Genomic DNA, 22765 nt, shown 5'->3' on the forward strand with positions numbered 1-22765 from the left:
ATAAAAATGCATAAATCCCACTGAATGCGATCAATGTCATCCTTCTACCTGTATTTATGACAGAGAATCCCCTTACAGTTAATAAAAGCTTTCGGCGTCATCGCCTGCGGAGTGACGCCTCACTTAAATATAAAAGGAGTTTTCTATGTCTGTTAGTGAACGCACAGTTACATCACCGAAGAAATTCATGATCGGTTCTGGCTTACTAGCCAACATGGCTGATTACGTTGCGGCGTTTGGCGATAATGTTCTAATCCTAAGCGATGAGTTCATCCTAGATCGAGCAGCGACTCACGCGACGCCAGCCTTAGAAAAGGCAGGCATTCAAAGTAAAGTAGAGAAATTTCAATACGAATGTACAGATAAAGAGATAAGCCGCGTGGCGGATATTGCCAAAACACAAGGTGCGAATGTGATCGTTGGTATCGGTGGCGGCAAAACCCTCGACTGTGCTAAAGCAGTCGCTTTCAACAATAAAATCTCGGTTGTATTGTATCCAACGATCGCCTCAACAGATGCACCGTGTACCGCTCTCTCAGTCATCTATAAAGAAGACGGTGAATTCGACCGCTACCTATTCTTACCCCAGAACCCAGATGCAGTGATCGCTGATACAGACATCTTAGCCGCTGCACCAGCACGCTTCTTTGCCGCAGGTGTGGGTGATGCCCTAGCCACTTACTTCGAGGCACGCGCTTGTTACGCTTCTGACGGTGTGAACCTAGTCTTGAAAAAGCCGTCACGTACTGGTCTTGGCCTAGCTCAGCTATGTTTTGAATTACTCAGTGAAAACGTGGAAGCAGCGATGGATGCCGTGCGCAATAAAATCTGCACACCTGCACTTGAGCAAACCATCGAAGCGACTATTTATCTAAGTGGTGTTGGCGCTGAAGCCGGCGGCCTTGCTGCAGCACACGCAGTAAACAATGGCATGTCTGCTGTGCCTTCCTTACATCATGTACAACACGGTGAAAAAGTGACATTTGGTTTGCTCACTCAACTCGTGCTAGAAAACGCGCCAAAAGAAGAAATCGATGAAGTAGTTCGTATCATCAAGGTAGTGGGCTTACCACTGACTCTAGCGGATATGGGTCTAACTGAGTTCATCGAATCAGAATGGCGTACTGTAGCAAGCATTGCCTGTGCCGAAGGCGACACTATGGGCAATATGTTAAAACCTGTGACTGAAAACGATGTCTACAACGCTATGGTGGCAGCCAATGCCATGGCTGAGCGTTACAAAGCTCAGGGGTAATCGCTTAAATAGTCTATATAAAGGTGGCGCACTGACAATGCACCACCTTTTTTAATCGTCCTATTAATGAATTAAATTAATAAATGGTAGAAATTTAGCGTTATTGTTATGAGGCTGTCACATAAGTATCTTACACCTATAGCAACAACACATGGCGACACATCAACGCCAACGATGACAAAGTTTTTTAGGAGTTTTTATGACTGATACAACACTGAACCTAACTCAAGAATGAGACAAAACCTTCGCTAAAAGCGATCTAGTGGAGCACAAAAAAGTCACTTTCAAAAACCGTTACGGCCTAACTCTAGCAGCTGACCTTTACACACCTAAGAACGCATCTGGTAAACTAGCTGCGATCGCAGTCAGCGGCCCTTACGGTGCAGTCAAAGAGCAAGCATCTGGTTTGTACGCTCAAACCATGGCGGAGAAAGGCTTCGTTACGCTAGCCTTTGACCCATCTTACACAGGCGAAAGCAGCGGCGAACCACGCCACGTGTCTTCTCCAGACATCAACACAGAAGACTTCAGTGCAGCCGTGGATTTCCTAGGTCTACAAGACAATGTTGATCGCGCATGTATTGGTGTGATCGGTATCTGTGGTTGGGGAGGTATGGCGCTTAACGCAGCAGCAGTAGACACTCGCATCAAAGCCGTTGCAACAGCGACTATGTACGACATGAGCCGCGTGATGTCAAAAGGCTACAACGACAGCACCACAGACGAAGATCGTATCAACGGCCTACAGTTCCTAAACGAACAGCGTTGGAAAGATGCTGAAGCGGGTGAACCGGCGGTTGGTCCAGTATCCCTTGAGCTTCAAGGTGGCGAGCCACAATTCGTAGTGGAATATGCAGGCTACTACAAATCAACGGATCGTGGTTTCCACCCACGTGCGATCAACTCAAACGCGTCATGGACACTAACGAATCCACTGTCATTTATGAACATGCCTTTGCTGTCATACATCGACAAGATTTCACCACGTCCAGCGCTATTGATTCACGGTGAAAACGCACACTCTCGCTACTTCAGCGAAACAGCGTTTGAAAAACTGCAAGAACCAAAAGAACTAGTGATCGTTGAAGATGCCAACCACGTGGATCTATACGACAACTTCGACAAGATCCCACTAGACAAGCTAGTTGACTTCTTCGCCACTAACTTGAAATAAGCGTTAGCAAGCGAAAACCAAAAAGGCAGATCACTCGTGATCTGCCTTTTTTAATGCCTTGCTATAAGTTGTTTATTAAGCGTGCTCTCGTGGCATAAACACCATATCGGTAATGCCTACATCCACACCAAGCTGTGACAACAAAGTCGTCACCTGCCCACGATGATGGGTTTGGTGGTTAAAGAAATGCGCCACCGCAAACCACAGCTCAAATTCTCTTGGCTCAGGATTGACAACACTGGTGTAACGCAATGTACCGGCTAATTGCTCCTCAGTCAGTCCAGCAACATAAGCGGTAATGGCTGCATCCGTCGCAATACGATCCTGCTCCAGCGCCGCAAAGTCACTGTGTAACTCCTGATCCAAACCAGTCAATGCAAATGACTCCCCAGTCATACGGCCTAACCAAAGCTTATCCGCCAGCAACAAATGATTCAAAGTGCCGTGAATAGACTTAAAAAACGCCCCGCGATCTTTCTTACGCTCAGCATCACTTAGAGAGCGTACTGCATAGTAGATCTTCTTATTCATCCATGAATTGTAATGGGCAAGTTCTTTGGCTAAGGCTGGTGTCATGGTGGGTTCTCTGGTTAGGTCGATAAGGAATCTATTTATAACATGATAGGTTTCTGTTTGAGCAGATACAGCTCACATATTAATAAGTCGAAACAACAATCTATTCCCTTAAATGCCCCCGCACAAAGGGAGTTCTGGAAATAAAAATGCAGCTAGGAGACATGTTTAGTTTTGTGTTTGAAACGTGTCCAGCATTTTGCCATATGGAAATTTGTTGCCGTAAATGTCTTTGTAGATACAGTTTATTTTTATTAATTTAAAGATTTTCTTTGTTTGCTCGTCAACAGCAAAATCCTGCCTTATCGGAAACTCAATTATGTTTATCCCTTCTCCTGCCGCTAATCCTGTTCCACTAGCAAGGGCATTCAAAGTAACAGGCCATTTATTGATTGGCACATAAAAGCCTCGCTCTTTTGACTTTGTATCTCCTACGACTTCCTGAATCTTAGCTTTTATGAAGTCTGGCGCACCATCACGAATTCTATTGCTCTCAATCACAGGTTGACCATCTATATGAATGTCTAGGCGATCAATTATTAACGGGCCACTGCCAATATTTTTGATGCTAATAATGATATTTTGCCAATAGTCACTAGAAAGCAGATATTCAGGGCTAACGTCCTTAATCACTATCATGTACGGCATTTGCAGACTTTCGCTATGCTTTCTATTTGCTTCTGCCTCTGACTTGCTAAGTCTATTTGCATTCCATGCTGCGTAACCTGCAAACAAAGTAGCAAAAGCGCTTAAAATCGAAATTGCTAAGGTTAGTTTTTCAGTGTTGCCCAGTTTAGCTATTTCGCCGCTACTTAGAACGCCGTAAATCAGAAATAAAGCGTATCCAGTGACTAAACCAATAAATATAAGAGCCAGCAACTGAGCAGTTGTTTTAAATATTTGAATCAATGCGCCCTATCCTTAGCCACCTTACACAACCGATCCTGCAACGCTTCAATCTGCGCCGCAATGACATGTTCTTCGTGTGGTATTTCTGAAATATCTTGAAATGTGATGCGCTCTAGATCCTTGAGCAGTTGGGTGAGTTGTTCCATGTCGTTCTTCCTGAACTGAATGCTGAGTTATAAGTGTAACCAGCTGATGACTGCCAGTCTAGGTGGGTCTTTATGATGTTAGTAGCATTAGATTGCAGTCATTCTTTAAGCAAACCTTGAGATATAAAAATGAATTGGGCAACCAGAAGCGGTAGCCCGCCAATTTTGTACCGTTTAATGTCTGTAGACAGTTAGCAACCTTGTAACTTTATGACATAATGGCGTCTATTCAGAGAACAAAAACTGATGTTCAGCGCTCTCTTTAACCCAATTTTGTAGCAAATTTTCAAAACGATTTGCTGTATCAAGATGGCCTCAATTCGCTGCATCAACCTACTATTACGAAATAAATGACAAAAAAATTAGATATTCAAAACGCTACCCCTCCAATTAAATCAGGGACTAAGCTTGATCGCCGCTTTTCCATCGCGCCCATGATGGAGTGGACGACGAGCGACTACAGGGTCTTCGCACGTTGCATTACCAAGAATACCTTGCTGTACACAGAGATGGTGACAACGGGTGCTCTTTTGCAAGGCAACAATCCTGAACGCTTTTTAAAGTACGATGAGTGCGAGCATCCGATTGCCTTGCAGTTAGGAGGCTCCGATGCTTCTGCATTGGCTAAGTGTGCCAAGATGGCGGAAGAATTCGGCTACGATGAAGTCAACCTAAATGCTGGCTGTCCAAGTGATCGCGTGCAAAACAGCCTGATTGGTGCGATCTTAATGTCTTACCCAGACAAGGTGATCGATGCCATGAAGGCCATGCAAGACGCGACGTCGTTGCCTGTGACCTTAAAGCACCGTATCGGTTTGGACGATCAGCAGGAATACAGCATCGTGCGTGATTTTATCGGTACGGTCGCTGAAAAGTCTGCTACTGAGACGTTTATCGTGCATGCCCGCAATGCGATTTTGCAAGGCTTAAGCCCGAAAGAGAACCGCGAGATTCCGCCGCTTAAGTACGATTATGTGTATCAATTAAAGAAAGATTTCCCGCACCTTGAAATCTTGATCAATGGTGGCATTAAAACTATTGAAGAGACACAAGAACATCTACGTCATGTAGATGGCGTGATGATGGGCCGCGAGGCCTACAATAACCCTTGGGTTCTAAGCCAAGTCGATCAGGCCGTTTTTGGCCAACCATCGCTGGTCAGCGACCGTTTTGAAGCGTTAGCACGCTTTATTCCTTACGCTGAACGTCAACTGGCGAATGGTGAGCGCTTGATGCATTTAACGCGTCATTTGCTTGGTATTTTCCAAGGTTTACCCGGCGGTAAACAATTTAGACGCTACCTTTCAGAAAATGGTCATCGAAGTGACGCTACAATCAATGTGTTACTGGACGCCATCGAATTGGTTAAACAACAGCTAGACAAAAGCAAAGGATAAGAGCAATGAGCAATAAGTTATCGCAACTAAAAGAGTTCACCACGATTGTTGCTGACACAGGTGATATCACTGCAATCAAAGATTTCCTACCAGAAGACGCGACCACCAACCCGTCTTTGATGCTCAAAGCTGCCCAAATCCCAGAGTATGCGCCCTTTATCGATCAAGCCATTGCTTGGGCGAAAGAGCAAAGCAACGATAAAGCGCAACAAGTGATCGATGCGAGCGACAAGCTAGCAGTGATTGTTGGTACAGAAATCCTAAAATACATTCCTGGACGTATTTCTACTGAAGTAGACGCACGCCTTTCTTACGATAAAGAAGCGACCATCGAAAAAGCACGTCGTCTAATCAAGCTGTACGAAGAGGCTGGCATTTCAAAAGATCGCGTATTGATCAAAGCCGCATCAACTTGGGAAGGCATCAAAGCCGCAGAAGAGCTAGAAAAAGAAGGCATCAACTGTAACCTTACGCTTCTATTTTCCTTTGCACAGGCGCAAGCATGTGCTGAAGCGAGTGTGTTCCTGATTTCTCCTTTCGTTGGCCGCATCCTTGATTGGTACAAGAATTCTACCGGTGAAGAATACACAGCAGAGACGGATCCAGGCGTCGTGTCTGTGACGGAAATCTACAACTACTACAAACAGCACGGCTACAAAACGATCGTCATGGGCGCGAGCTTCCGTAACATCGGTGAGATCGAACAGCTTGCTGGTTGTGACCGTCTAACCATCAGCCCTAACCTTCTTGAAGAACTGAAAAAAGACGAAGGCACACTAGAGCGTAAACTGGTTCCTGCTACCGAAGTGACGCCAGCGGGTGAGCCAGTAACCGAACAGTCTTTCCGTTGGGCACTGAACGAAGATGCGATGGCGACAGAGAAACTAGCAGAAGGTATTCGTAACTTCGCCGTAGACCAGCGTAAACTTGAAAAAATGATCGAAGATAAGCTATAAGCCCAACTTCCTAGATTTTCCACTTAAAAACGCGACTTTATGTCGCGTTTTGTTTCTGTGCTTGCTGGATATCTAATCAGTGGGCAAGCTTTCCGCAATGATTATGAAACCCATCCGTTAATCCTATTTCTTCTGCTTTTCCTATCTATACTCAGGATTCTTGAATGAACTAGGTAAATTTATGCTTCAACGTATTCAACAATTTAGTATTGGTCTACTGATGGCTATCAGTACACTGGGCTATGCAGCGGAAGCAGAACCACAATTTCACATCAAACAAGTCGCGCAATTGGATGGCGTACCTTGGGGGATGGCCCAACTCAATGACAACACCCTCTTGGCGACGATCCAAGATGGAGGGCTGCTTCGTGTAAATACTGACACTGGCATGACTCAGCGCATAACAGGGCTTCCTGAGATCGCACGATTGGGGCAAGGCGGTCTATTAGATGTAGCGCTTTCGCCAGACTTTGATACCACTTCATGGGTTTACTTCACTTATTCTCACCCAACGAAAGAAGGTGCAACCACAGCTCTTGCGCGAGCAAAGCTTAAGGATGAAACGCTAGAGGATTGGCAAGACTTACTGATTTCCGACGCCTCATCATCTAAAGGCCAACATTTTGGTAGTCGCATCGCTTTTGATGCTGATGGGCATGTATTTTTCTCAGTCGGTGATCGTGGTGAACGAGCCAATGCACAAGATTTGTCTAATCATGCAGGCAGTATTTTGCGCCTTAACTTAGATGGTTCTGTGCCAGCAGACAACCCATACGTACGTCATGGCAATATTCGCCCTGAAATTTGGAGCTTTGGTCATCGTAATCCGCAGGGATTATTTTATGACAAAGAGACCAAATTACTTTGGTCAAACGAACACGGTCCTCGCGGCGGTGATGAAATTAATCTGATTCGTGCTGGTGCCAATTATGGCTGGCCAATAGTGTCCTATGGCAAAGAGTATTGGGCTCCCATTCAGGTTGGCGAGGCTAGCAGCAAAGAAGGCATAGAAGATCCCAAGAAAGTCTTTATCCCTTCTATCGCTCCAAGCTCCCTGCTTATCTACCGTGGCGAGCTTTTCCAAGATTGGGATGGTGATTTTTTATCAACCGCGTTGGCTTTACGTCATCTAAACAACGTTCGCTTGAAGTCTGGCAAAGTGTTTGAAACACGCTTTTTAGAAGACCTGAACGAGCGAATGCGTGATGTCATCGAGATTAATGATGGCTCCATTATGATTAGTACGGATTCTGGAAAGTTATTACAGGTTACGCCGAGCAGGTAATTTTAGAGCTCTGATCCCGAAGCCCAAAGGAGGCCGCGACCTCTTTTGGGCTTGATTAGATTTGCTAACCAACCTTATTGGTCTTTGCCGAGGTACTCGATATGCCACTTGCGTAATTCGCTAAGAGTCATGGGTTGGGCGATTGCGTAACCTTGGAAGTAATCACAACCTGCTGATTTCAACAAAGAAAACTTCTCTTCGTTCTCGACACCTTCGGCAGTGACCTTAATACTTTGGATATGGCAAAGCTCAACGGTCGGCTGCATTAACGGATGATAGTTATCACTAGTTAAGCGATCCACCAGTTCCTTATCAAATTTCACCTTATCGACAGGGTAATCAATCATCTGTAACAACGGAGTGTAACCAATACCAAAGTCATCAATAGAGATACTAAAGCCCGCATCTCGTAAGTCACGTAAAACCGACAACACCTGATCAACCGCAAAGTATCCAAATGTTTCGGTAATCTCCAACTCCACAGATCGATCAGGGACATTAAATTCTTGCTTTAGCTTAATGATGCGGTCCGCAAACGCTGCTTGGCCCAGTTCTCCTGCGGAAATGTTAATGGCGATGATGACATTTTCGCCCAGAAACTGTTGCAGCGTACTTAATTGAGAAAAGGCATTTCGAAACACCCAATCATCAATTTTGGGATAGGAGCCCGTTTGCTCTGCAATCGGCACGAATTCATCAGGGGTAATCTGTCCAAGCTCTGGCGAATACCAACGCAGTAGGACTTCTAAACCTTTAATCTTATGATCGGCGTCCACAAACGGCATAAACATGAGCGAGAACTCTTCATCGCTGTTGACGAACTTCAATGCGTCTTCGATTAATTTTACTCGACGAGCCTCTCTAGCAATGGTGTGCGAATAGGCCGCAAAGCGATTTTTACCTGTACGCTTAGCGTGATACATCGCCATGTCCGCGTTCGCAATCAGTTCCCGCAAATCTTCACCATCGTTTGGATAGCTGGCTACCCCAACACTAGCAGAAACGGGCGTTAAGTATCGCTCAGTCTTAAGCCCTCCTTTAAACAATGCGACCAAATTAGATGCCAATGTGACACGCTCATCTAAGTTTTCATGAGCTAAAACAATAGCAAATTCGTCGCCAGCTAAACGAGACACTAGCGAACTATTATTACGATGTTGATCACTTTGTAATAAGTCTTGAAATAATCGCGCGGCATGCTTCAGAAGCTCATCTCCTGCTTCATGCCCTAGTCGGTCGTTAACAAATTTAAAGTTATCGAGATCAATATAAATTAACGAGACGTGACTATGACGATTCCAAGCTCGAATAAGAGCTCGTTTAGCAAAGTCTTGAAAACGTGTTCGATTCGGTAATTTCGTCAGGGCATCGGTCACCGCTAGGTTATGAGATTCGCGTAAATTCTCCTGTAACTGTTCATAGAGTTGATAGAATTTACTGCCTAAACGACTAACTTCATCAGCCCCTACCGGTTTCTTGATGTTGGACTGCTGTTCTTCCATTACCAAAGTCAGCTGGTGATCCAGGTTCTCAATTGGTGAAATAATATAGCGCTTAATTAGTAGCAAGAGTAACACCGTGATACCTGCCCCCAATACCACAGCCACAGCAATCATCCAATCGATCAAATAGGTGCGCTCTTGACGAAGGTACTGCGGCGTCAGCTCCATTTCTAGATCAAATCCAGGAAACAGATTCACCTTTCTCAATAAGGGTGAGTCATTAAAAGATACTTCAGCCGTTCTATTAACGATCAAGGGAGACTTACCGTAATCCATTTTAAGATCGCTAAACATTTGGTCAAAAGACTCCATATAGACAGTAGCGACAATCGCTATCGAATCCTTCATGGATGGGCGAACAGGTGAAATGAAAGTGTTTCTATCAACGGCTTTACCGAATAGGTAGGCATGTCGGCCATCTTTTAGGAACATTAGTTTTTGCGACTCAGCCACTTCTTTTAACATGAGTGATCGAGCAAAACCCGGTAAGTAGCTCGGAATGCTAGAAAATGGATTATTACTGCGCTCATAATGATAAATCGGTTCGCCATCCCCATCAAAGACGGTTAACAGAACTCGAATTTTTTGGTCACCTAAGACATCATTAATCAGAAAATCTAAACGCTGCGTCACCAAATACTCGCGTATGTCTTGACCAACATATCGAGTAAAATTGACTAACGTTTCACCTTCAAGCAGTAGCGAAATAATATCTGAGCTGATTTTTGCTTCTCGCTCAAATTCTACCTTGGTTTGCAGAAGTTTTAAGTCCAACCGATTTTGCTCAACTTCCGTTAGCGTATCAGTTTGAATTCGGTAAACACCCATTGTGGCCACCCACACTCCGATTAGAAGAATGGGCAAAACGAGGATGACTAAGCGCTTAGTTAGAGTCATGGTAACGAATTAAGGCGTCCTTGATACGCGTCCTTTGTAACATATCTGAGCCTTTAAGTGACTTAAAAAGTGTCGCTTTATCAAGCATCTTAGAGTTCAAATACACAGTTGGGTCGTTCAAAACTTCTTCATCAACAAGGGCTTTGGTATCCAAGTACGGACTAGCTACCCACAATGTTTCTGAACTGCGGGCACTATTCTCTTTACTGGTCAAAAAATCAATAAATGCTTGGGCTTCTTCTTTATTTCTAGAATTAGCCGAAATGGCAAGGCAATCAACCCATACTATGGTCCCTTCCTCAGGAAGAATATAGTGCCATAAACCATCACCCTGTATCTGATTTAAACCATCTTGGTCTCCAGAATAAGCCGGTGCGATCCAAACATCTTGTTGTTCTGGATGTGAAACAACATAAGTATAAATATATTCATAAGTACGAACATGTTGCGCCTGCACTTTCAAAAGCTCAAATGCTTCTCTTAATTCTTTCTCACCCGTTTCATTACTAGAATAACCTAAGGACAACAATGCCGGAATGATTAACTCATCTGCCAGACCTAACATACCTAGATGCCCGCTTAACTCTGGCGATGGGTTGAACAGAGACTTCCATCCCGTTGGAACTTCACTCAGCATATCTTTGCGATAGACCAAACCAAAGGATCCCCATAAATACTGTCTACCATAAGCACCACAGGCAGAAGGCCAATAGGTTTCACGATCTGCCTGTTTCTTAATCGGATACAGATGTCCCGCGCCGCTTAAAATCTTAACCGATGGGTTATCCACCACCACAACGTCCATCTGGTTATTGGCATTGCCTGATAGCACTAAATTACGTTCGGCTTCATCATCGTAAAAAACTTGCTGTATTTTAATGCCAGTTGTCGCTTCCCATTCATCAATTAACGACTGATCAACAAAGTCTTCCCAGTTGTAAAATGTCAGTGTAAGTGGCTTAGACTGAGCTAATAGTTCGCCACTAAGTAGCGTGCTGACTAGCATAACGCCCGAAACAAACAATTTATCAAACATTTATTTCCTCAACACTTCCACTGTAAATATAGTAAGAGCTATAGCTCTTCACCCCAAGAGTCGGTCTCACCCCACGAATCACCTTCTGAACCCCATGAATCTTGCATACCTTCACTTGCGGCAGGCATTGGCGTAGTAAGAGCTGAAGAATCTCGTGTACTAGAGATATCTTTTACCTCACCTTCACGGGTTTGAATGTAGACATCTCGTAAAAAAGAGTAACGATCCCCAAAAATCATACGCTCAGCAGATAAATACTTTGCTCGTGTTTGGATGGCATTTAGGCCTCGGCCAATCCATTTTTCATCGCTGTTAAAGTCATACAGATCCATGCCATCGTATATAGAGTAGTCGACTACCATACCGCTGGCATCTCGTGCCGTAGAGGGCCCAAAGAACGGCAATACCAAATAGGGTCCTGAGCCAACCCCCCAGTATCCAAGAGTTTGACCAAAGTCCTCGTTGTATTGCTCAATCCCCATCGCCGACGCCACATCAAATAAGCCCAGAAGACCTATCGTAGTGTTAATTAAAAAGCGAGAGGTCGATGAGGCCGTTTCATCCCATTTACCTTGCAGTAAATTGTTAAACGTATTGGGTATTTCACCAAGATTTGAGAAGAAATTACTCACCCCTTTTTGCATGAAGTTCGGTGTGATTGCGTCATAGCCTTGAGCCAGTGGTTTTAAACCATATTCGTCTACTGTTTCATTGAAACTAAAAATCGATCGATTAAAACCTTCCCAAGGATCTTCCGGTGTCATGGTTTCAGCCACCGCTAAAAAAGACGTTATCAGCAACGCAAAGCTTGCAATCAAATGTTTCATAAACTATCTCTCCATATATCAAACAAGCTTTTTCACTTCTTGCCATTGTTTCGCTAAACGCTTGTCGGAAATAGGCTCCAGCGTGCCTACCGTTTGGGCGAATAATGAAATTCTGTATTCTTCCAGCAACCAGCGATAACGAGTCAGATTGGGATCGTAAATACCTTTGTCATCGTGCGCTTTCTTTTGACGCAAGTACTGATCCCAAAGGTGCTCCAATTCACCGACACCTGCGTTTTCCTTATTCAAATGGTTTTGAAAGCGCTCTAAACGCACTTCCACTCCTTTAAAATATCGCGGCAATTGTCCTAGCCAAAACAAAGGAGTTGCACCAATAAAGCCTGGATAGACCAAATTCTCCAACTGCTTCTTAATGTCGCCATAAACCCGAGTCCAAGGCAAAGGGATCGAGCCTTTCATTCGTTTGGCTACTTGCTGATACGCAGACAGTACTGAATGTAATTGTAGTGCCATTTCGTTGGCAATGGTCACCAATTTATTACGATGGTCAGCTAAACATTGCTCAAATTCTGTTTTAGTACGCGGCAGCGGACGCTCATCCAAAAAGACTTTTTCAACAATCGCATCCAACAAATCATCCAGCAGAATTTCTTTTTTCCCGATTGGAGCAAACAACAGCATAGACTCACGTAGCTTAGGCAGATTTTTCTCAAGGTATTTCATGTCCTTGTGAAGAGCGAGCTTGAGTAACGCAATGACCCCTTTTCGATGTTCTTCTAATGCCGTATTTGGATCATCAAACATCTTCAGCGAAACAGTGCCTTGGCTTGCAACCAAAGCAGGGAATGCCGTGACCTTGATACCAGCTTGTTTCAATTCCTGACGCTCAGGAACATCCTGATCAGGCCACTCAGTCAACTCTGCTTGTTCATGCTTTTTAGTGCCGAACTTGGCAAAGCTCTTCTCTACCATTTCGGCAAAGCGAGTTTGCAACTCAGAAAGGTCTTTACCACTGCCAAGCACTTTACCCCGTTCATCGATAACATCAATGTTTAAGGTTAAATGCCCTTCCAGACGCTCTGCGTTCCATTCAGACAAAGGAATATCAATCAGCGTTTCACGCTTAATTTGTAGCGACAGCTGCTCTAAAAGGTCGCCTTTATCTTTTGATAAATTCGGATAAATGCGCTCAACAAATTGTGGAATCGGCACAAAACGACGGCGCAAGGCTTTGGGCAAAGCACGGATCAATGATTCGCAACGCTCTTTTACATAGCCAGGTACCGCCCAGCCCAGCTCATCTAAGGTAAGCTGACGCAGTAAGCCAACCGGCACTTTCAGTGTTGCACCATCTTTTTGCTGGCCTGGGGCAAATTCGTAATCAATCGGTAACGCCACGCCATTCAGCGAGTAATTATCCGGAAAAGCGTATTCATCAACGTTGATATCCTGATTGATCAGATCCTCACGGGTCATCAGCAAGACATCAGGATTTTGCTTGGCAAAATACTCTATGCTTTTCTGATTACGCACATCGGCTGGTAAACGCTCGTTATAAAAGCTAAACACAGCTTCATCATCGACCAAAATGTCGCGGGTCCGTAACTTGGCCTCTTGAGTCTCAACGTCTTTCATCAGCTCCTGATTGTGCTGATAAAACTTAGCTTTTGATTTTAGACCTTGCTCCACCAGTGCTTGGCGAATAAACACTTCGCGGGCATCCTCCGGATTTACGTGGCCATAATCAATGCGACGTTTCGCCACCAAAATCAAACCGTATAAAGACATCTGCTCAAAGGCAACGACTTTACCTTGGTTCCGTTCAAAGTGCGGGTCGAAGTACTGACGCTTCACAAACGGCGCCGCGTATTCTTCTACCCACACCGGATCAATTTTTGCCACGATACGGGCATACAGTTTACTGGTCTCCACGAGCTCCGCGGCCATGACCCACTGCGGCGGGCGCTTGAACAACATAGAGCCTGGGAAGATCGACAGCTTGCGAGAACGACAGCCCAACATGTCCTTGCTGTCGTCCATTTTGTTCGCCACCTGGGTGAATAAGCCCGCCAACAAGGCTCGATGAATCGAATCGTACTGACGCTCTTGATGTTCAACTTCTTTAAAGCCAAGTTGCTTACACGCAATCACGATCTGACGGTGAATGTCACGCCATTCTCTCATGCGCATAAAGTTCAAAAACTGCTTACGACAGTACTGACGCAGTTGGTTCTGTGACAATTCCTGACGTTGAGTTTCAAAGCGCTGCCACAAATTCAGTAGCACCATAAAGTCAGAATTTTCGTCTTTGTCGACCGCATGACACTGGTCAGACTGAGTTTTCTTATCCTGCGGACGCTCTCGTGGATCTTGTACCGATAAAGCACTGACAATGATAGCGACTTCTTTGAGCACATCGTGGTCATTCGCCGCAATCAGCATGCGGCCTAATTTCGGATCGATCGGAAGTTTCGCTAATTGACGGCCAATGGTGGTTAAGCGATCCCCTTTCAGTGCCCCTAACTCAGTCAACGCACGGTAACCATCATTGATCATGCGTTTTTCAGGCATTTCAACAAATGGGAATTTCTCAACCGCACCCAGACGCAAGTTAGCCATCTGTAGAATTACCGAGGCCAAGTTGGTACGGAAGATTTCCGGATCAGTGAATTCTGGGCGAGCATTAAAGTCGTCTTCATCATACAGACGAATACAAATACCCTCCGCTACACGACCACATCGACCGGCACGCTGGTTCGCACTGGCTTGACTGATTTTTTCGATCGGCAGTTGTTGTACTTTTGAGCGCACACTATAGCGACTGATGCGCGCCAAACCTGGGTCGATTACATAGCGAATCCCCGGGACAGTCAGTGATGTCTCGGCAACGTTGGTTGACAACACAATTCGCCGACCACCATGGGGCTTAAAGATGCGCAGCTGCTCGGCACTGCTAAGACGAGCGTATAAGGGTAATACTTCAACACCCCGAAGCTCTTCTCGGCGCAGCAATTCAGCGGTTTCACGAATTTCGCGCTCACCGGGCAAGAACACTAAGATGTCACCCGCCCCGTGATAACCGGAACCGCGTTCTTCAGCAATCAGCAAAGACACCGCATCGACAATACCTTGTTCCATGGACTGATCTTCATCGAGCTCTTCAACGTCCGACTTACTCAACAAAGGCTGGTAACGAATTTCTACTGGGTAGGTACGACCGGAGACTTCAATAATGGGGGCGTTGTTAAAGTGACGCGAAAAACGCTCTACATCAATGGTTGCAGATGTGACAATAACTTTCAGATCAGGACGCTGCACCATGACACGCTTTAGGTAACCCAACAAGAAGTCGATGTTTAGACTGCGCTCGTGGGCTTCATCGATAATGATGGTGTCGTATTTTTGCAGGTATTTGTCCTGCTGAATTTCCGCCAGCAAGATACCATCGGTCATCAACTTGATCAGGGTGTCTTCTTGACTTTCATCGGTGAAACGAACTTGGAAACCAACCGCTTCACCTAGCTTAACTTCGAGCTCATCGCTAATTCGCTCTGCCACACTGCGAGCGGCAATACGACGGGGTTGAGTATGGCCGATTTGACCATTGATACCACGACCCGCATCCAAACACATTTTGGGAAGCTGAGTGGTTTTACCCGACCCGGTTTCACCGGCGATGATCACCACTTGGTTTTCTTGAATAGCCTTGATAATTTCATCACGACGGGCCGACACTGGCAGCGACTCATCGTATTTCACTGTCGGCATACGCTCTAAGCGTGCTTGGTATAATGCTTTAGAAGTTTCGACCAATTGCGCCAATTCGGCTTCCAACTTAGAGGTCGGTAGACCTTCACTACGACGCTTTTCTAGCATTTCCAGTTTTCGAGTGATGGCATGGCGATCTTTCACCATTAATGCAGCTTGCTGAATGTCGTGCAAAACTGTTTCCTGTTTATCTCGCATGAAGTACAACGGACCTTACAATGACGCCACCAGCAAGCTGGTGGGTGATAACTGTTTAATATAAATGGGATTCTACCATTAAATACTGAAATTGGCGTTGACTGTATCAACCACAGTTTTAGGATGCACATATCTAACCTTATAGTTCTAAATTCTTACATCCTTTGCTTGGAAGCGTTTATAGTTGAGCTCTACAATGTAGCGACGTTACAACTTATAAACTTAACCATAAGGATGGCCCATGTCAGATAAAGTGTATAACGATAACTCCTTAACCATCGGTAACACACCACTAGTACGTCTTAACCGCATTGGTAATGGTAATATCTGGGCAAAAATTGAAGCTCGTAACCCGGCCTTTTCAGTTAAATGCCGTATCGGCGCAAACATGGTCTGGGATGCAGAAAAACGCGGCGTGTTAAGCGAAGGCAAATCCATCGTTGAACCATCAAGTGGCAATACTGGTATCGCTCTGTGTTTCGTAGCCGCTGCACGTGGCTACCCTATCACCATCACGATGCCATCCAGTATGAGCCTTGAACGCCGTCAAGTAATGAAAGCATTGGGCGCGAACATCGTGCTAACTGAACCAGCAAAAGGCATGAAAGGCGCGATCGAAAAAGCCCAAGAAATCGCCCAAGATCCAAACTTTGTCTTACTACAACAGTTTGAAAACCCAGCCAATCCTGAAATTCACGAGAAAACGACCGGCCCAGAAATCTGGAACGACACCAACGGTGAAGTAGACGTATTCGTAGCAGGCGTCGGTACTGGTGGAACCATCACGGGTGTCAGCCGTTACATCAAAAACACGCAAGGTAAAGCCATCACCAGCGTTGCTGTTGAGCCAACTTCTTCGCCAGTGATCACACAAACCATCAACGGTGAAACGCCAACGCCAGCGCCACACAAGATCCAAGGTATCGGTGCGGGCTTTGTTCCTAAGAACCTAGATCTATCTGTGATTGACCGTGTTGAGCAAGTCTCAAACGAAGATGCGATTGCCATGGCGAAACGCCTAATGCGTGAAGAAGGTATTCTATGCGGTATTTCTTGTGGTGCCGCAGTCGTAGCAGCTGAACGTCTAAGCCAAGAGTCAGAATTTGCAGACAAGAAAATCGTTGTGGTACTACCTGATTCAGGTGAGCGTTACCTATCAACAGCATTATTTGAAGGTGAATTCAGCGAGAACGAAACCGTTCAATAATTCGCTGACGCCTTACTGAAATGTAAAAGCCGATTGCGATGGATCGCAGTCGGCTTTTTATTGTTTCGCGATTAAGGCTCACGCGTCTTTGCTTGCTTCGGGCTTAACCTGTGAGACTAACTCGCCCGCTTCAAACACGCACATCTCACCTGTTTGCATCTGTTGCCAAGCTTCATTTTCTGTTAGAGGTTGGGTAGCAATCACCGTTACTACATCTTTATCGGTGGTCACTTCTTTAAAGTCTACCGTCATATCTTCATCTGCCAAGGTCGCAGGCTTGAATGGTGCTCGGCGGGTAATCCAATGCAGTTTCGTGGTGCAGTAGCAGAATAGGTACTGACCATTCGATAGCATCATGTTGAACACCCCTTTGTCACGCAAGCGATCACAAAGCTCAGCCAAGGTTTTCGTCAGCGTTTGCACATCAGGCATGGTATCGCCAAATTTCGCCAACAACTGCTCAATAATCCAACAAAAAGCACGCTCTGAATCCGTGGTACCTAGCGGGAAATGAGTCAGCAGGCTAAGACTCTGTGGCGTGTCTAACTGCCCATTATGAGCATAGCTCCACGTGGTGTCCCATAACAAACGACTGAAAGGATGCGTATTCGGTAAACAAACATGCCCCACGTTTGCTTGGCGAATATGACTGATGACAACATCGCATTTCAATGAGGTTTTACTCATCACGTCCGCCATATCGGAATCGGCACTTGGACGTGGATCATGGATCGCCCACACCTGATTGTCGCGATACATGGCCATACCCCAGCCATCTTTATGAGGTCCCGTACGACCACCTCGGGCGCGTAGGCCAGAGAAACTGAAGCAAATGTCCGTCGGGACATTGGCACTCATTCCAAGCAACTCACACATCTAATTCATCTTCTATTTTTTGTTTACGTTTTTTTCTCATGCGACGGAACACGGCATATCCGCCAACCAACACAAGAAGTGCCGCGCCATTCAGAACGCCATATAAAATCCAATCAGAGGAGGTTAACTCGGCAGGAGCCGAATCAGATTCTGTAATATCCTCTGGTAAAGCAGAGCTGTCTGTATCAGAAGCATCCGATGCATTGTCGACGACCTCTTCAGGCGGCGACTCTGGAATTGTCACGACAGCAACTTGCGGAGTTACCACCAGTGGAACTAAATCACGATTAGAGGCACCCATAGCTGCAATCATACTGCCGCCACCATCACCAGAGGAGCGACTTACATTAACGTCGCCAGCGCCATCACGAGAAAGATACCAAGACGGTGTTGAATACTCAAAACGAACACCTGTTTGAGTAATACCAATTAAACGAACATGGGCACTTACAGTACTATTCGGCGAGACTGGATAAATCTTTTGCCAAAAGCCCTCCCCGATCAAGGGCATTTCTATTGAATCTTCCGCACCGTCACCTGTCGTTATAATTAGACGCGCATTACTTCGCAGCATATTGAGCCGTAAGTTAGTTGGTTTGACCGAGAACGCCACAAAATTCTCGCTCTGGCGCTCCGCCTCTAAGGTAATCGGGGCCGTGACCGAGAAAAACTGACTTAACTTTCGAACAAAAGTCTTACCATCCACCTCAGATATCAGCTCATAGTTGCCTTCGTCAGTAATTTTTTCAATTTTGTTTTTAAACTGACGATTAGCCTGAGCCAAGGGCACATTTAGCAATTGTTTGGTACTTTCACCACTCAAAAGATTCAAGCGTTGATTAACATTGATCAGATTGAGTATCTCTGGATCATCAATCAACCGATTATCCTGGAATAGTCCTACGGTTGAGTAAATAGGCTCATTAACAAAAAGGACAGGAGCCACCTTAGTCACTTGAGCACTGAGTTTTGTAATGACTCGAATATTACTGCGCTCCACATCGACGTTTTCCACTTGCCATGTACCGACATCAGGCTTAGCAATAGTAGCTAACAAATAATGGGGGGCTGTGACTGCAGAAACATTCTCCGCAGATAGATTTAAACGTTCACCATTAGGCTTGTAAATGGTGGGAGTCTGACCCGCTTTGTTAAAGACTAATAAGGTTGCTTCTTCTATAGCCTCATCAATAAAAAAAGTGTTTCCTTCAAATGGCACTTCTTCAGAAGGGGCCGCTTGAGAGAAAATCCTATCGAAGGTGCCAAGCATTTCTTCTGGTGTCGCAACTTCGGTATAAAGTGCATCGGTTAATGTCGACATCGACTTTAGCATCTCTTTATCGGCATAACTGGTCATTGATACTGTATGCAGATGAACTCCACGCTTAGCAAGGTCTGCTGCCAATTCGTTCATTAAGCGCGAGCGTGACGCATCATTAACCGCTTTGTCTAGACTGACATCGACCATTCCATCTGTTACAAGAATCCAGTGACGCTCAAAACCGGGCGCCAAATCACCAGCGTCAGGTGTCTGCAATAACATCCGTACAATAGACTCTAAGTCTGTTTTTAAATCACCTGGCGTATAACTGCTTACAGCCTGATTTAATCGTAACTTCGAAGCTGGATTAATGGTCGTCTCGGGCAACAACACGCGAGCACGCTCACCGAACAGCCACACACCTAAGGTAGCCTTTTCTTCGGGAGCAAGATCTGAAATCAATTTGAGGGATTCTGCTGTCAGCTTGTCCGGATCACTGATCAACATACTGCCGGAAGCATCGATGATTAATCGAAATTGAGTGTCGGCGGATGCCCAGGAGGACATCATAAGAAGCGTTACCAGCAAACATGTTTGAACGTGCTTTCGTATAACCATCTTCTTACTCCTGAGCAACTGCTTAAAATGGTAAATCGAAGATTCAGCCCTGAGTCGGATCGAAGGACTCAGGCATTCCATGAACCCATCTAATTATATGTTCTTGCCAGCGGTCTTCGTCAACGCTGTTTTCGTTTACCGCGTAATGACTCACATTTAGCCCTTGACTGAGCATTTCTCGATGACTGCCCACTACTAACGGATGCCAATTAGGCAAATCACCTGTTTCATGAAGCACTCGGTAACTGCAGGTATCAGGCAACCAATCAAACGACTCAACATCTTGAGGTGTTAGAGACAAACAGCCCTCTACTTTCTCAAGTCGTTGATCGTATACTTTACAGCGACAAGCCTTGATGTCTAGTTGATGACAAGAAAGATTGGTGTAGTAAACCTCCTCCGTTTCATCATCAACGAGTTTCTGCAGACAGCATTTTGCACAGCCGTCACAGATAGACTCCCACTCCGCTGGAGACATTTGCGCCAACGGAGTCGTTTTCCAAAATGGCTCATAACGTTTCGCGATCATTAGTAACGAGCTTCCGTAGGCGCTTTGTAAAGGTCTAATAAATACTCATCACGCACTGGCGGCAACTGCAAATAGAACCCCTTTTCGCGAATCTCTTTCATGACATCTTCCGCATTTGCGCGGGCCAATTTCTTTTCTGGCTTCAACAGCATCGTCATAGCACTGATCGGCTTACCGAAACGCTCCATTAGCATTTCAGGTACATCTTTAAAGCCTTTCTGCTTTTCCACGTAAAGGTACATTTCATCACGCTTTGAAGAGCGGAAAATTTCAATAATCAAATGGCTCATAGTGAGTCTCACAATGTCTCGGGTTACTTGGAAAATTTCTCAAGCAAAGGCTTAACAACCTTATCTTGACGCCAACCATTAAAAGCTGGATTCGACCAATCCATCGGTGAACCTTCATAAATATGTCGTAACAATGGGTCCAGCAATTTGCGCTTCAGAACCACTTCAGGAGCAATTGAAAGCGCCTGCGCCTGCTCTTTTAAATAAGCGCGAATGGCTTTCGATAAATCGCCGGCGTCTGAAGGTAACGGGGCAGGCAGTGCGACCTGATATTCATCGGGACTTAACTCATTCACTAGCGCCACTTTCTCAACAATCACTTGTGAAAACAAGCGTACTTGCTTTGGAGTAATATCTTCAGCTTTGCCAACCGCCCGAGCATTATCAGGCATTGACTTCGCCAAAGCCCACAACGTTCGGTCTTTTAGCACTTGCCCACGCGGGATGTTATCCGCACGGGCACGCTCGTCACGCCACAAGAATAGCAAACGTAATAGCGTTAAGCTTTTCGGGCTTAAGCGCCACGCAGCCTTAATACCGTCCCAATTTTGTTCGGCATCATTATTCTGTAGGTATTGCCACTTTAGGCTTTCGCAGTCCTCGAGCACCCAGTCCAGCATGCCTTTCTCTTCAAGACGAGCGACTTGCATTGGGTATACATGGGCAAGATAAATCACATCAAGCGCAGCATAACGTTTTTGCGCATCAGTTAAAGGGCGCAAGGTCCAATCTGAGCGAGTTTCGTCTTTCGCCACCTCAATGTCTAAGTAAGCTTTGACCAACTTCACATAGCTCAAAGACCACTCAGCACCCGCAAAGGCTTCACCGATTTGTGTGTCATAAAATGGCGTAGGCAAAACCCCCACTAGATCATCAAAAACATCTAAATCTTCAGAGCAAGCATGAAACACCTTCATCACCTGCTCGTTGATTAACAAGTCACGAAGCGGCGACCAGTCGGTGATGGTTTGCGGGTCAATCAGTATCGCCTGCTTCCCTTCGGAAATCTGGATCAATCCCGTAACTGGGTAAAATGTAGTACGACGAACAAATTCTGTATCGACAGCAACGAACGGTAATGTGGTCCAATAGTCACACCACTTTGCTAATTCCGCATCGTTTTCCACCCAAACAATGTCTAGGTTTTGGTTTTGAGTTTCCATGTTAAAGTTTTTTCCGGCCTTCTAGTGCCAATGCCAACGTATTACCGTCAACGTATTCTAATTCACCACCCATAGGTACGCCTTGAGCGATACGACTCACCTCAACACCTTGAGGTTTTAATAACTGCGCAATGTAATGGCTGGTGGCTTCACCCTCAACGGTGCTGTTGGTTGCGATGATCACTTCTTCGACGCCCTGCTGCTTTGTAATCTCTTCTAATCGATCCAAACCCAGCTCTTCAGGGCCAATGCCATCAATGGGTGATAGATGACCTAATAACACAAAATATAAACCATCAAACTGCTTAGTGCTTTCGATAGCAACCACATCCGCAGGCGTCTCAACAATGCACAATCGACTGCGATTGCGTTGCTCATCGGCACACACTGGACACAGATTATCTTCTGTCAATGTGCGACACTGACTGCAGCGCCCCACTTTATCCAGAGCCAAACGCAAAGACTGAGCTAATCGGTCAGCCCCTTGGGAATCGCGCTCTAACAAATAGAGCGCCATTTTTTGCGCTGATTTTGGCCCGACACCGGGTAAGCAGCGCAAGGACTCAATCAGCTCTTTGATTAACGGGCTGAACAATCGGCCACTCCTCTCTTAGAACGGCATTTTAAAACCAGGAGGAATTGGCATGCCCGCAGTTGCCGCAGACATTTTGTCTTTTGAAGCCGCTTCGATATTACGAACTGCATCGTTGATCGCAGCCGCAATTAAATCCTCTAGCATTTCTTTATCATCTTCAAACAAAGAATCATCAATGGACACACGCTTAACATCGTGGCGACCAGTCATAGTGATCTTTACAAGACCCGCGCCTGCTTGACCTTCAACTTCCATGTTGCCGATTTCTTCTTGGGCTTTCTGCATATTTTCCTGCATTTTTTGCGCTTGGCGCATCATATTGCCCATTCCACCTTTAAACAT

At 45.5% G+C, this 22765-nt stretch carries 20 protein-coding genes; 6 read left to right on the forward strand and 14 right to left on the reverse strand.

All coding sequences use genetic code 11. From position 1 onward, the window contains the following. Window positions 1-145 precede the first annotated feature (145 nt). Together ASC49_RS09270 and ASC49_RS09275 are read left to right on the forward strand one after the other, a co-directional pair. Complete coding sequence (locus ASC49_RS09270; RefSeq protein ID WP_055462971.1) at window positions 146-1255, forward strand: glycerol dehydrogenase; 1110 nt, start codon at window positions 146-148, stop codon at window positions 1253-1255. A gap of 262 nt (window positions 1256-1517) precedes the next feature. After that, window positions 1518-2429 carry an alpha/beta hydrolase gene (locus tag ASC49_RS09275; RefSeq protein ID WP_141656821.1) on the forward strand — a complete coding sequence of 304 codons (912 nt, stop codon included), beginning with the start codon at window positions 1518-1520 and terminating at the stop codon, window positions 2427-2429. 75 nt (window positions 2430-2504) lie between these two features. On the opposite strand, the gene ASC49_RS09280 is transcribed toward ASC49_RS09275, so the two are convergent. The 3 genes from ASC49_RS09280 to ASC49_RS19780 all read right to left on the reverse strand — a co-directional run bounded on the left by ASC49_RS09280 (window position 2505) and on the right by ASC49_RS19780 (window position 4057). Beyond that, window positions 2505-3005, reverse strand: coding sequence for a DinB family protein (locus ASC49_RS09280; protein WP_055462972.1), 501 nt, complete (start codon window positions 3003-3005; stop codon window positions 2505-2507). Between the two features lie 165 nt (window positions 3006-3170). After that, a complete protein-coding gene (locus ASC49_RS09285; protein ID WP_055462973.1) occupies window positions 3171-3911 on the reverse strand; it encodes a hypothetical protein in 741 nt (246 codons plus the stop codon). Beyond that, on the reverse strand, window positions 3908-4057 hold the full coding sequence (locus tag ASC49_RS19780) for a hypothetical protein (protein WP_156085539.1): 150 nt from the start codon (window positions 4055-4057) through the stop codon (window positions 3908-3910). The genes ASC49_RS09285 and ASC49_RS19780 overlap by 4 nt, the downstream gene beginning before the upstream one ends. Window positions 4058-4407: 350 nt before the next feature. Here ASC49_RS19780 and dusA point away from each other — a divergent pair, with 350 nt between their 5' ends. From dusA to ASC49_RS09300, 3 genes are all read left to right on the forward strand, one after another. After that, window positions 4408-5454, forward strand: a complete 1047-nt coding sequence (gene dusA, locus ASC49_RS09290; protein WP_082443775.1) for a tRNA dihydrouridine(20/20a) synthase DusA — start codon at window positions 4408-4410, stop codon at window positions 5452-5454. A 5-nt stretch (window positions 5455-5459) separates the two neighbouring features. After that, a complete protein-coding gene (gene tal / locus ASC49_RS09295) occupies window positions 5460-6410 on the forward strand; it encodes a transaldolase (RefSeq protein ID WP_055462974.1) in 951 nt (316 codons plus the stop codon). Between the two features lie 181 nt (window positions 6411-6591). Beyond that, window positions 6592-7695, forward strand: coding sequence for a PQQ-dependent sugar dehydrogenase (locus tag ASC49_RS09300; protein WP_072242080.1), 1104 nt, complete (start codon window positions 6592-6594; stop codon window positions 7693-7695). A gap of 74 nt (window positions 7696-7769) precedes the next feature. On the opposite strand, the gene ASC49_RS09305 is transcribed toward ASC49_RS09300, so the two are convergent. The 4 genes from ASC49_RS09305 to hrpA are packed head-to-tail and all read right to left on the reverse strand — an operon-like array spanning window position 7770 to window position 15884. Further along, window positions 7770-10025 (reverse strand): putative bifunctional diguanylate cyclase/phosphodiesterase, encoded by a 2256-nt coding sequence (locus tag ASC49_RS09305; RefSeq protein WP_162265208.1) that lies wholly within the window; start codon window positions 10023-10025, stop codon window positions 7770-7772. Window positions 10026-10080: 55 nt separating this feature from the next. After that, a complete protein-coding gene (locus tag ASC49_RS09310; protein ID WP_055462976.1) occupies window positions 10081-11130 on the reverse strand; it encodes an ABC transporter substrate-binding protein in 1050 nt (349 codons plus the stop codon). Window positions 11131-11168: 38 nt separating this feature from the next. Beyond that, the gene (locus ASC49_RS09315; protein WP_082443777.1) at window positions 11169-11957 is read right to left on the reverse strand and encodes an MlaA family lipoprotein; all 789 of its coding nucleotides are present in this window, start codon (window positions 11955-11957) and stop codon (window positions 11169-11171) included. Between the two features lie 18 nt (window positions 11958-11975). Next, a complete protein-coding gene (hrpA, locus tag ASC49_RS09320; protein WP_055462977.1) occupies window positions 11976-15884 on the reverse strand; it encodes an ATP-dependent RNA helicase HrpA in 3909 nt (1302 codons plus the stop codon). 241 nt (window positions 15885-16125) lie between these two features. Here hrpA and cysK point away from each other — a divergent pair, with 241 nt between their 5' ends. Beyond that, window positions 16126-17091, forward strand: a complete 966-nt coding sequence (gene cysK, locus ASC49_RS09325) for a cysteine synthase A (protein ID WP_055462978.1) — start codon at window positions 16126-16128, stop codon at window positions 17089-17091. 78 nt (window positions 17092-17169) lie between these two features. On the opposite strand, the gene ASC49_RS09330 is transcribed toward cysK, so the two are convergent. The 7 genes from ASC49_RS09330 to ASC49_RS09360 all read right to left on the reverse strand — a co-directional run bounded on the left by ASC49_RS09330 (window position 17170) and on the right by ASC49_RS09360 (window position 22765). After that, a complete protein-coding gene (locus ASC49_RS09330; protein WP_055462979.1) occupies window positions 17170-17967 on the reverse strand; it encodes a class II glutamine amidotransferase in 798 nt (265 codons plus the stop codon). After that, complete coding sequence (locus ASC49_RS09335) at window positions 17960-19798, reverse strand: VWA domain-containing protein (RefSeq protein WP_245624677.1); 1839 nt, start codon at window positions 19796-19798, stop codon at window positions 17960-17962. Before ASC49_RS09335 ends, ASC49_RS09330 begins: the two co-directional genes overlap by 8 nt. 91 nt (window positions 19799-19889) lie before the next feature. After that, window positions 19890-20375 (reverse strand): YcgN family cysteine cluster protein, encoded by a 486-nt coding sequence (locus ASC49_RS09340; protein ID WP_055462981.1) that lies wholly within the window; start codon window positions 20373-20375, stop codon window positions 19890-19892. Then, window positions 20375-20665: a YcgL domain-containing protein gene (locus tag ASC49_RS09345; protein ID WP_055462982.1), complete on the reverse strand. Its 291-nt coding sequence runs from the start codon at window positions 20663-20665 to the stop codon at window positions 20375-20377. Before ASC49_RS09345 ends, ASC49_RS09340 begins: the two co-directional genes overlap by 1 nt. A 23-nt stretch (window positions 20666-20688) precedes the next feature. Further along, window positions 20689-21828: a ribonuclease D gene (gene rnd / locus ASC49_RS09350; protein WP_055462983.1), complete on the reverse strand. Its 1140-nt coding sequence runs from the start codon at window positions 21826-21828 to the stop codon at window positions 20689-20691. A 1-nt stretch (window position 21829) separates the two neighbouring features. Then, the gene (recR, locus tag ASC49_RS09355; protein WP_055462984.1) at window positions 21830-22423 is read right to left on the reverse strand and encodes a recombination mediator RecR; all 594 of its coding nucleotides are present in this window, start codon (window positions 22421-22423) and stop codon (window positions 21830-21832) included. Window positions 22424-22438: 15 nt separating this feature from the next. Further along, window positions 22439-22765, reverse strand: coding sequence for a YbaB/EbfC family nucleoid-associated protein (locus tag ASC49_RS09360; RefSeq protein ID WP_055462985.1), 327 nt, complete (start codon window positions 22763-22765; stop codon window positions 22439-22441).

Origin of the sequence: Marinomonas fungiae (assembly GCF_001418205.1) — a bacterium.
Lineage (GTDB): Bacteria > Pseudomonadota > Gammaproteobacteria > Pseudomonadales > Marinomonadaceae > Marinomonas > Marinomonas fungiae.

Bases quoted from the DNA above. Each gene is read 5' to 3' on its own strand.
- ASC49_RS09270 (WP_055462971.1), top strand. From the start codon at position 146: ATGTCTGTTAGTGAACGCACAGTTACATCACCGAAGAAATTCATGATC.
- ASC49_RS09280 (WP_055462972.1), bottom strand. From the start codon at position 3,005: ATGACACCAGCCTTAGCCAAAGAACTTGCCCATTACAATTCATGGATG.
- ASC49_RS19780 (WP_156085539.1), bottom strand. From the start codon at position 4,057: ATGGAACAACTCACCCAACTGCTCAAGGATCTAGAGCGCATCACATTT.
- dusA (WP_082443775.1), top strand. From the start codon at position 4,408: ATGACAAAAAAATTAGATATTCAAAACGCTACCCCTCCAATTAAATCA.
- tal (WP_055462974.1), top strand. From the start codon at position 5,460: ATGAGCAATAAGTTATCGCAACTAAAAGAGTTCACCACGATTGTTGCT.
- ASC49_RS09300 (WP_072242080.1), top strand. From the start codon at position 6,592: ATGCTTCAACGTATTCAACAATTTAGTATTGGTCTACTGATGGCTATC.
- ASC49_RS09305 (WP_162265208.1), bottom strand. From the start codon at position 10,025: ATGGGTGTTTACCGAATTCAAACTGATACGCTAACGGAAGTTGAGCAA.
- ASC49_RS09310 (WP_055462976.1), bottom strand. From the start codon at position 11,130: ATGTTTGATAAATTGTTTGTTTCGGGCGTTATGCTAGTCAGCACGCTA.
- ASC49_RS09315 (WP_082443777.1), bottom strand. From the start codon at position 11,957: ATGAAACATTTGATTGCAAGCTTTGCGTTGCTGATAACGTCTTTTTTA.
- hrpA (WP_055462977.1), bottom strand. From the start codon at position 15,884: ATGCGAGATAAACAGGAAACAGTTTTGCACGACATTCAGCAAGCTGCA.
- cysK (WP_055462978.1), top strand. From the start codon at position 16,126: ATGTCAGATAAAGTGTATAACGATAACTCCTTAACCATCGGTAACACA.
- ASC49_RS09330 (WP_055462979.1), bottom strand. From the start codon at position 17,967: ATGTGTGAGTTGCTTGGAATGAGTGCCAATGTCCCGACGGACATTTGC.
- ASC49_RS09335 (WP_245624677.1), bottom strand. From the start codon at position 19,798: ATGATGTCCTCCTGGGCATCCGCCGACACTCAATTTCGATTAATCATC.
- ASC49_RS09340 (WP_055462981.1), bottom strand. From the start codon at position 20,375: ATGATCGCGAAACGTTATGAGCCATTTTGGAAAACGACTCCGTTGGCG.
- ASC49_RS09345 (WP_055462982.1), bottom strand. From the start codon at position 20,665: ATGAGCCATTTGATTATTGAAATTTTCCGCTCTTCAAAGCGTGATGAA.
- rnd (WP_055462983.1), bottom strand. From the start codon at position 21,828: ATGGAAACTCAAAACCAAAACCTAGACATTGTTTGGGTGGAAAACGAT.
- ASC49_RS09360 (WP_055462985.1), bottom strand. From the start codon at position 22,765: ATGTTTAAAGGTGGAATGGGCAATATGATGCGCCAAGCGCAAAAAATG.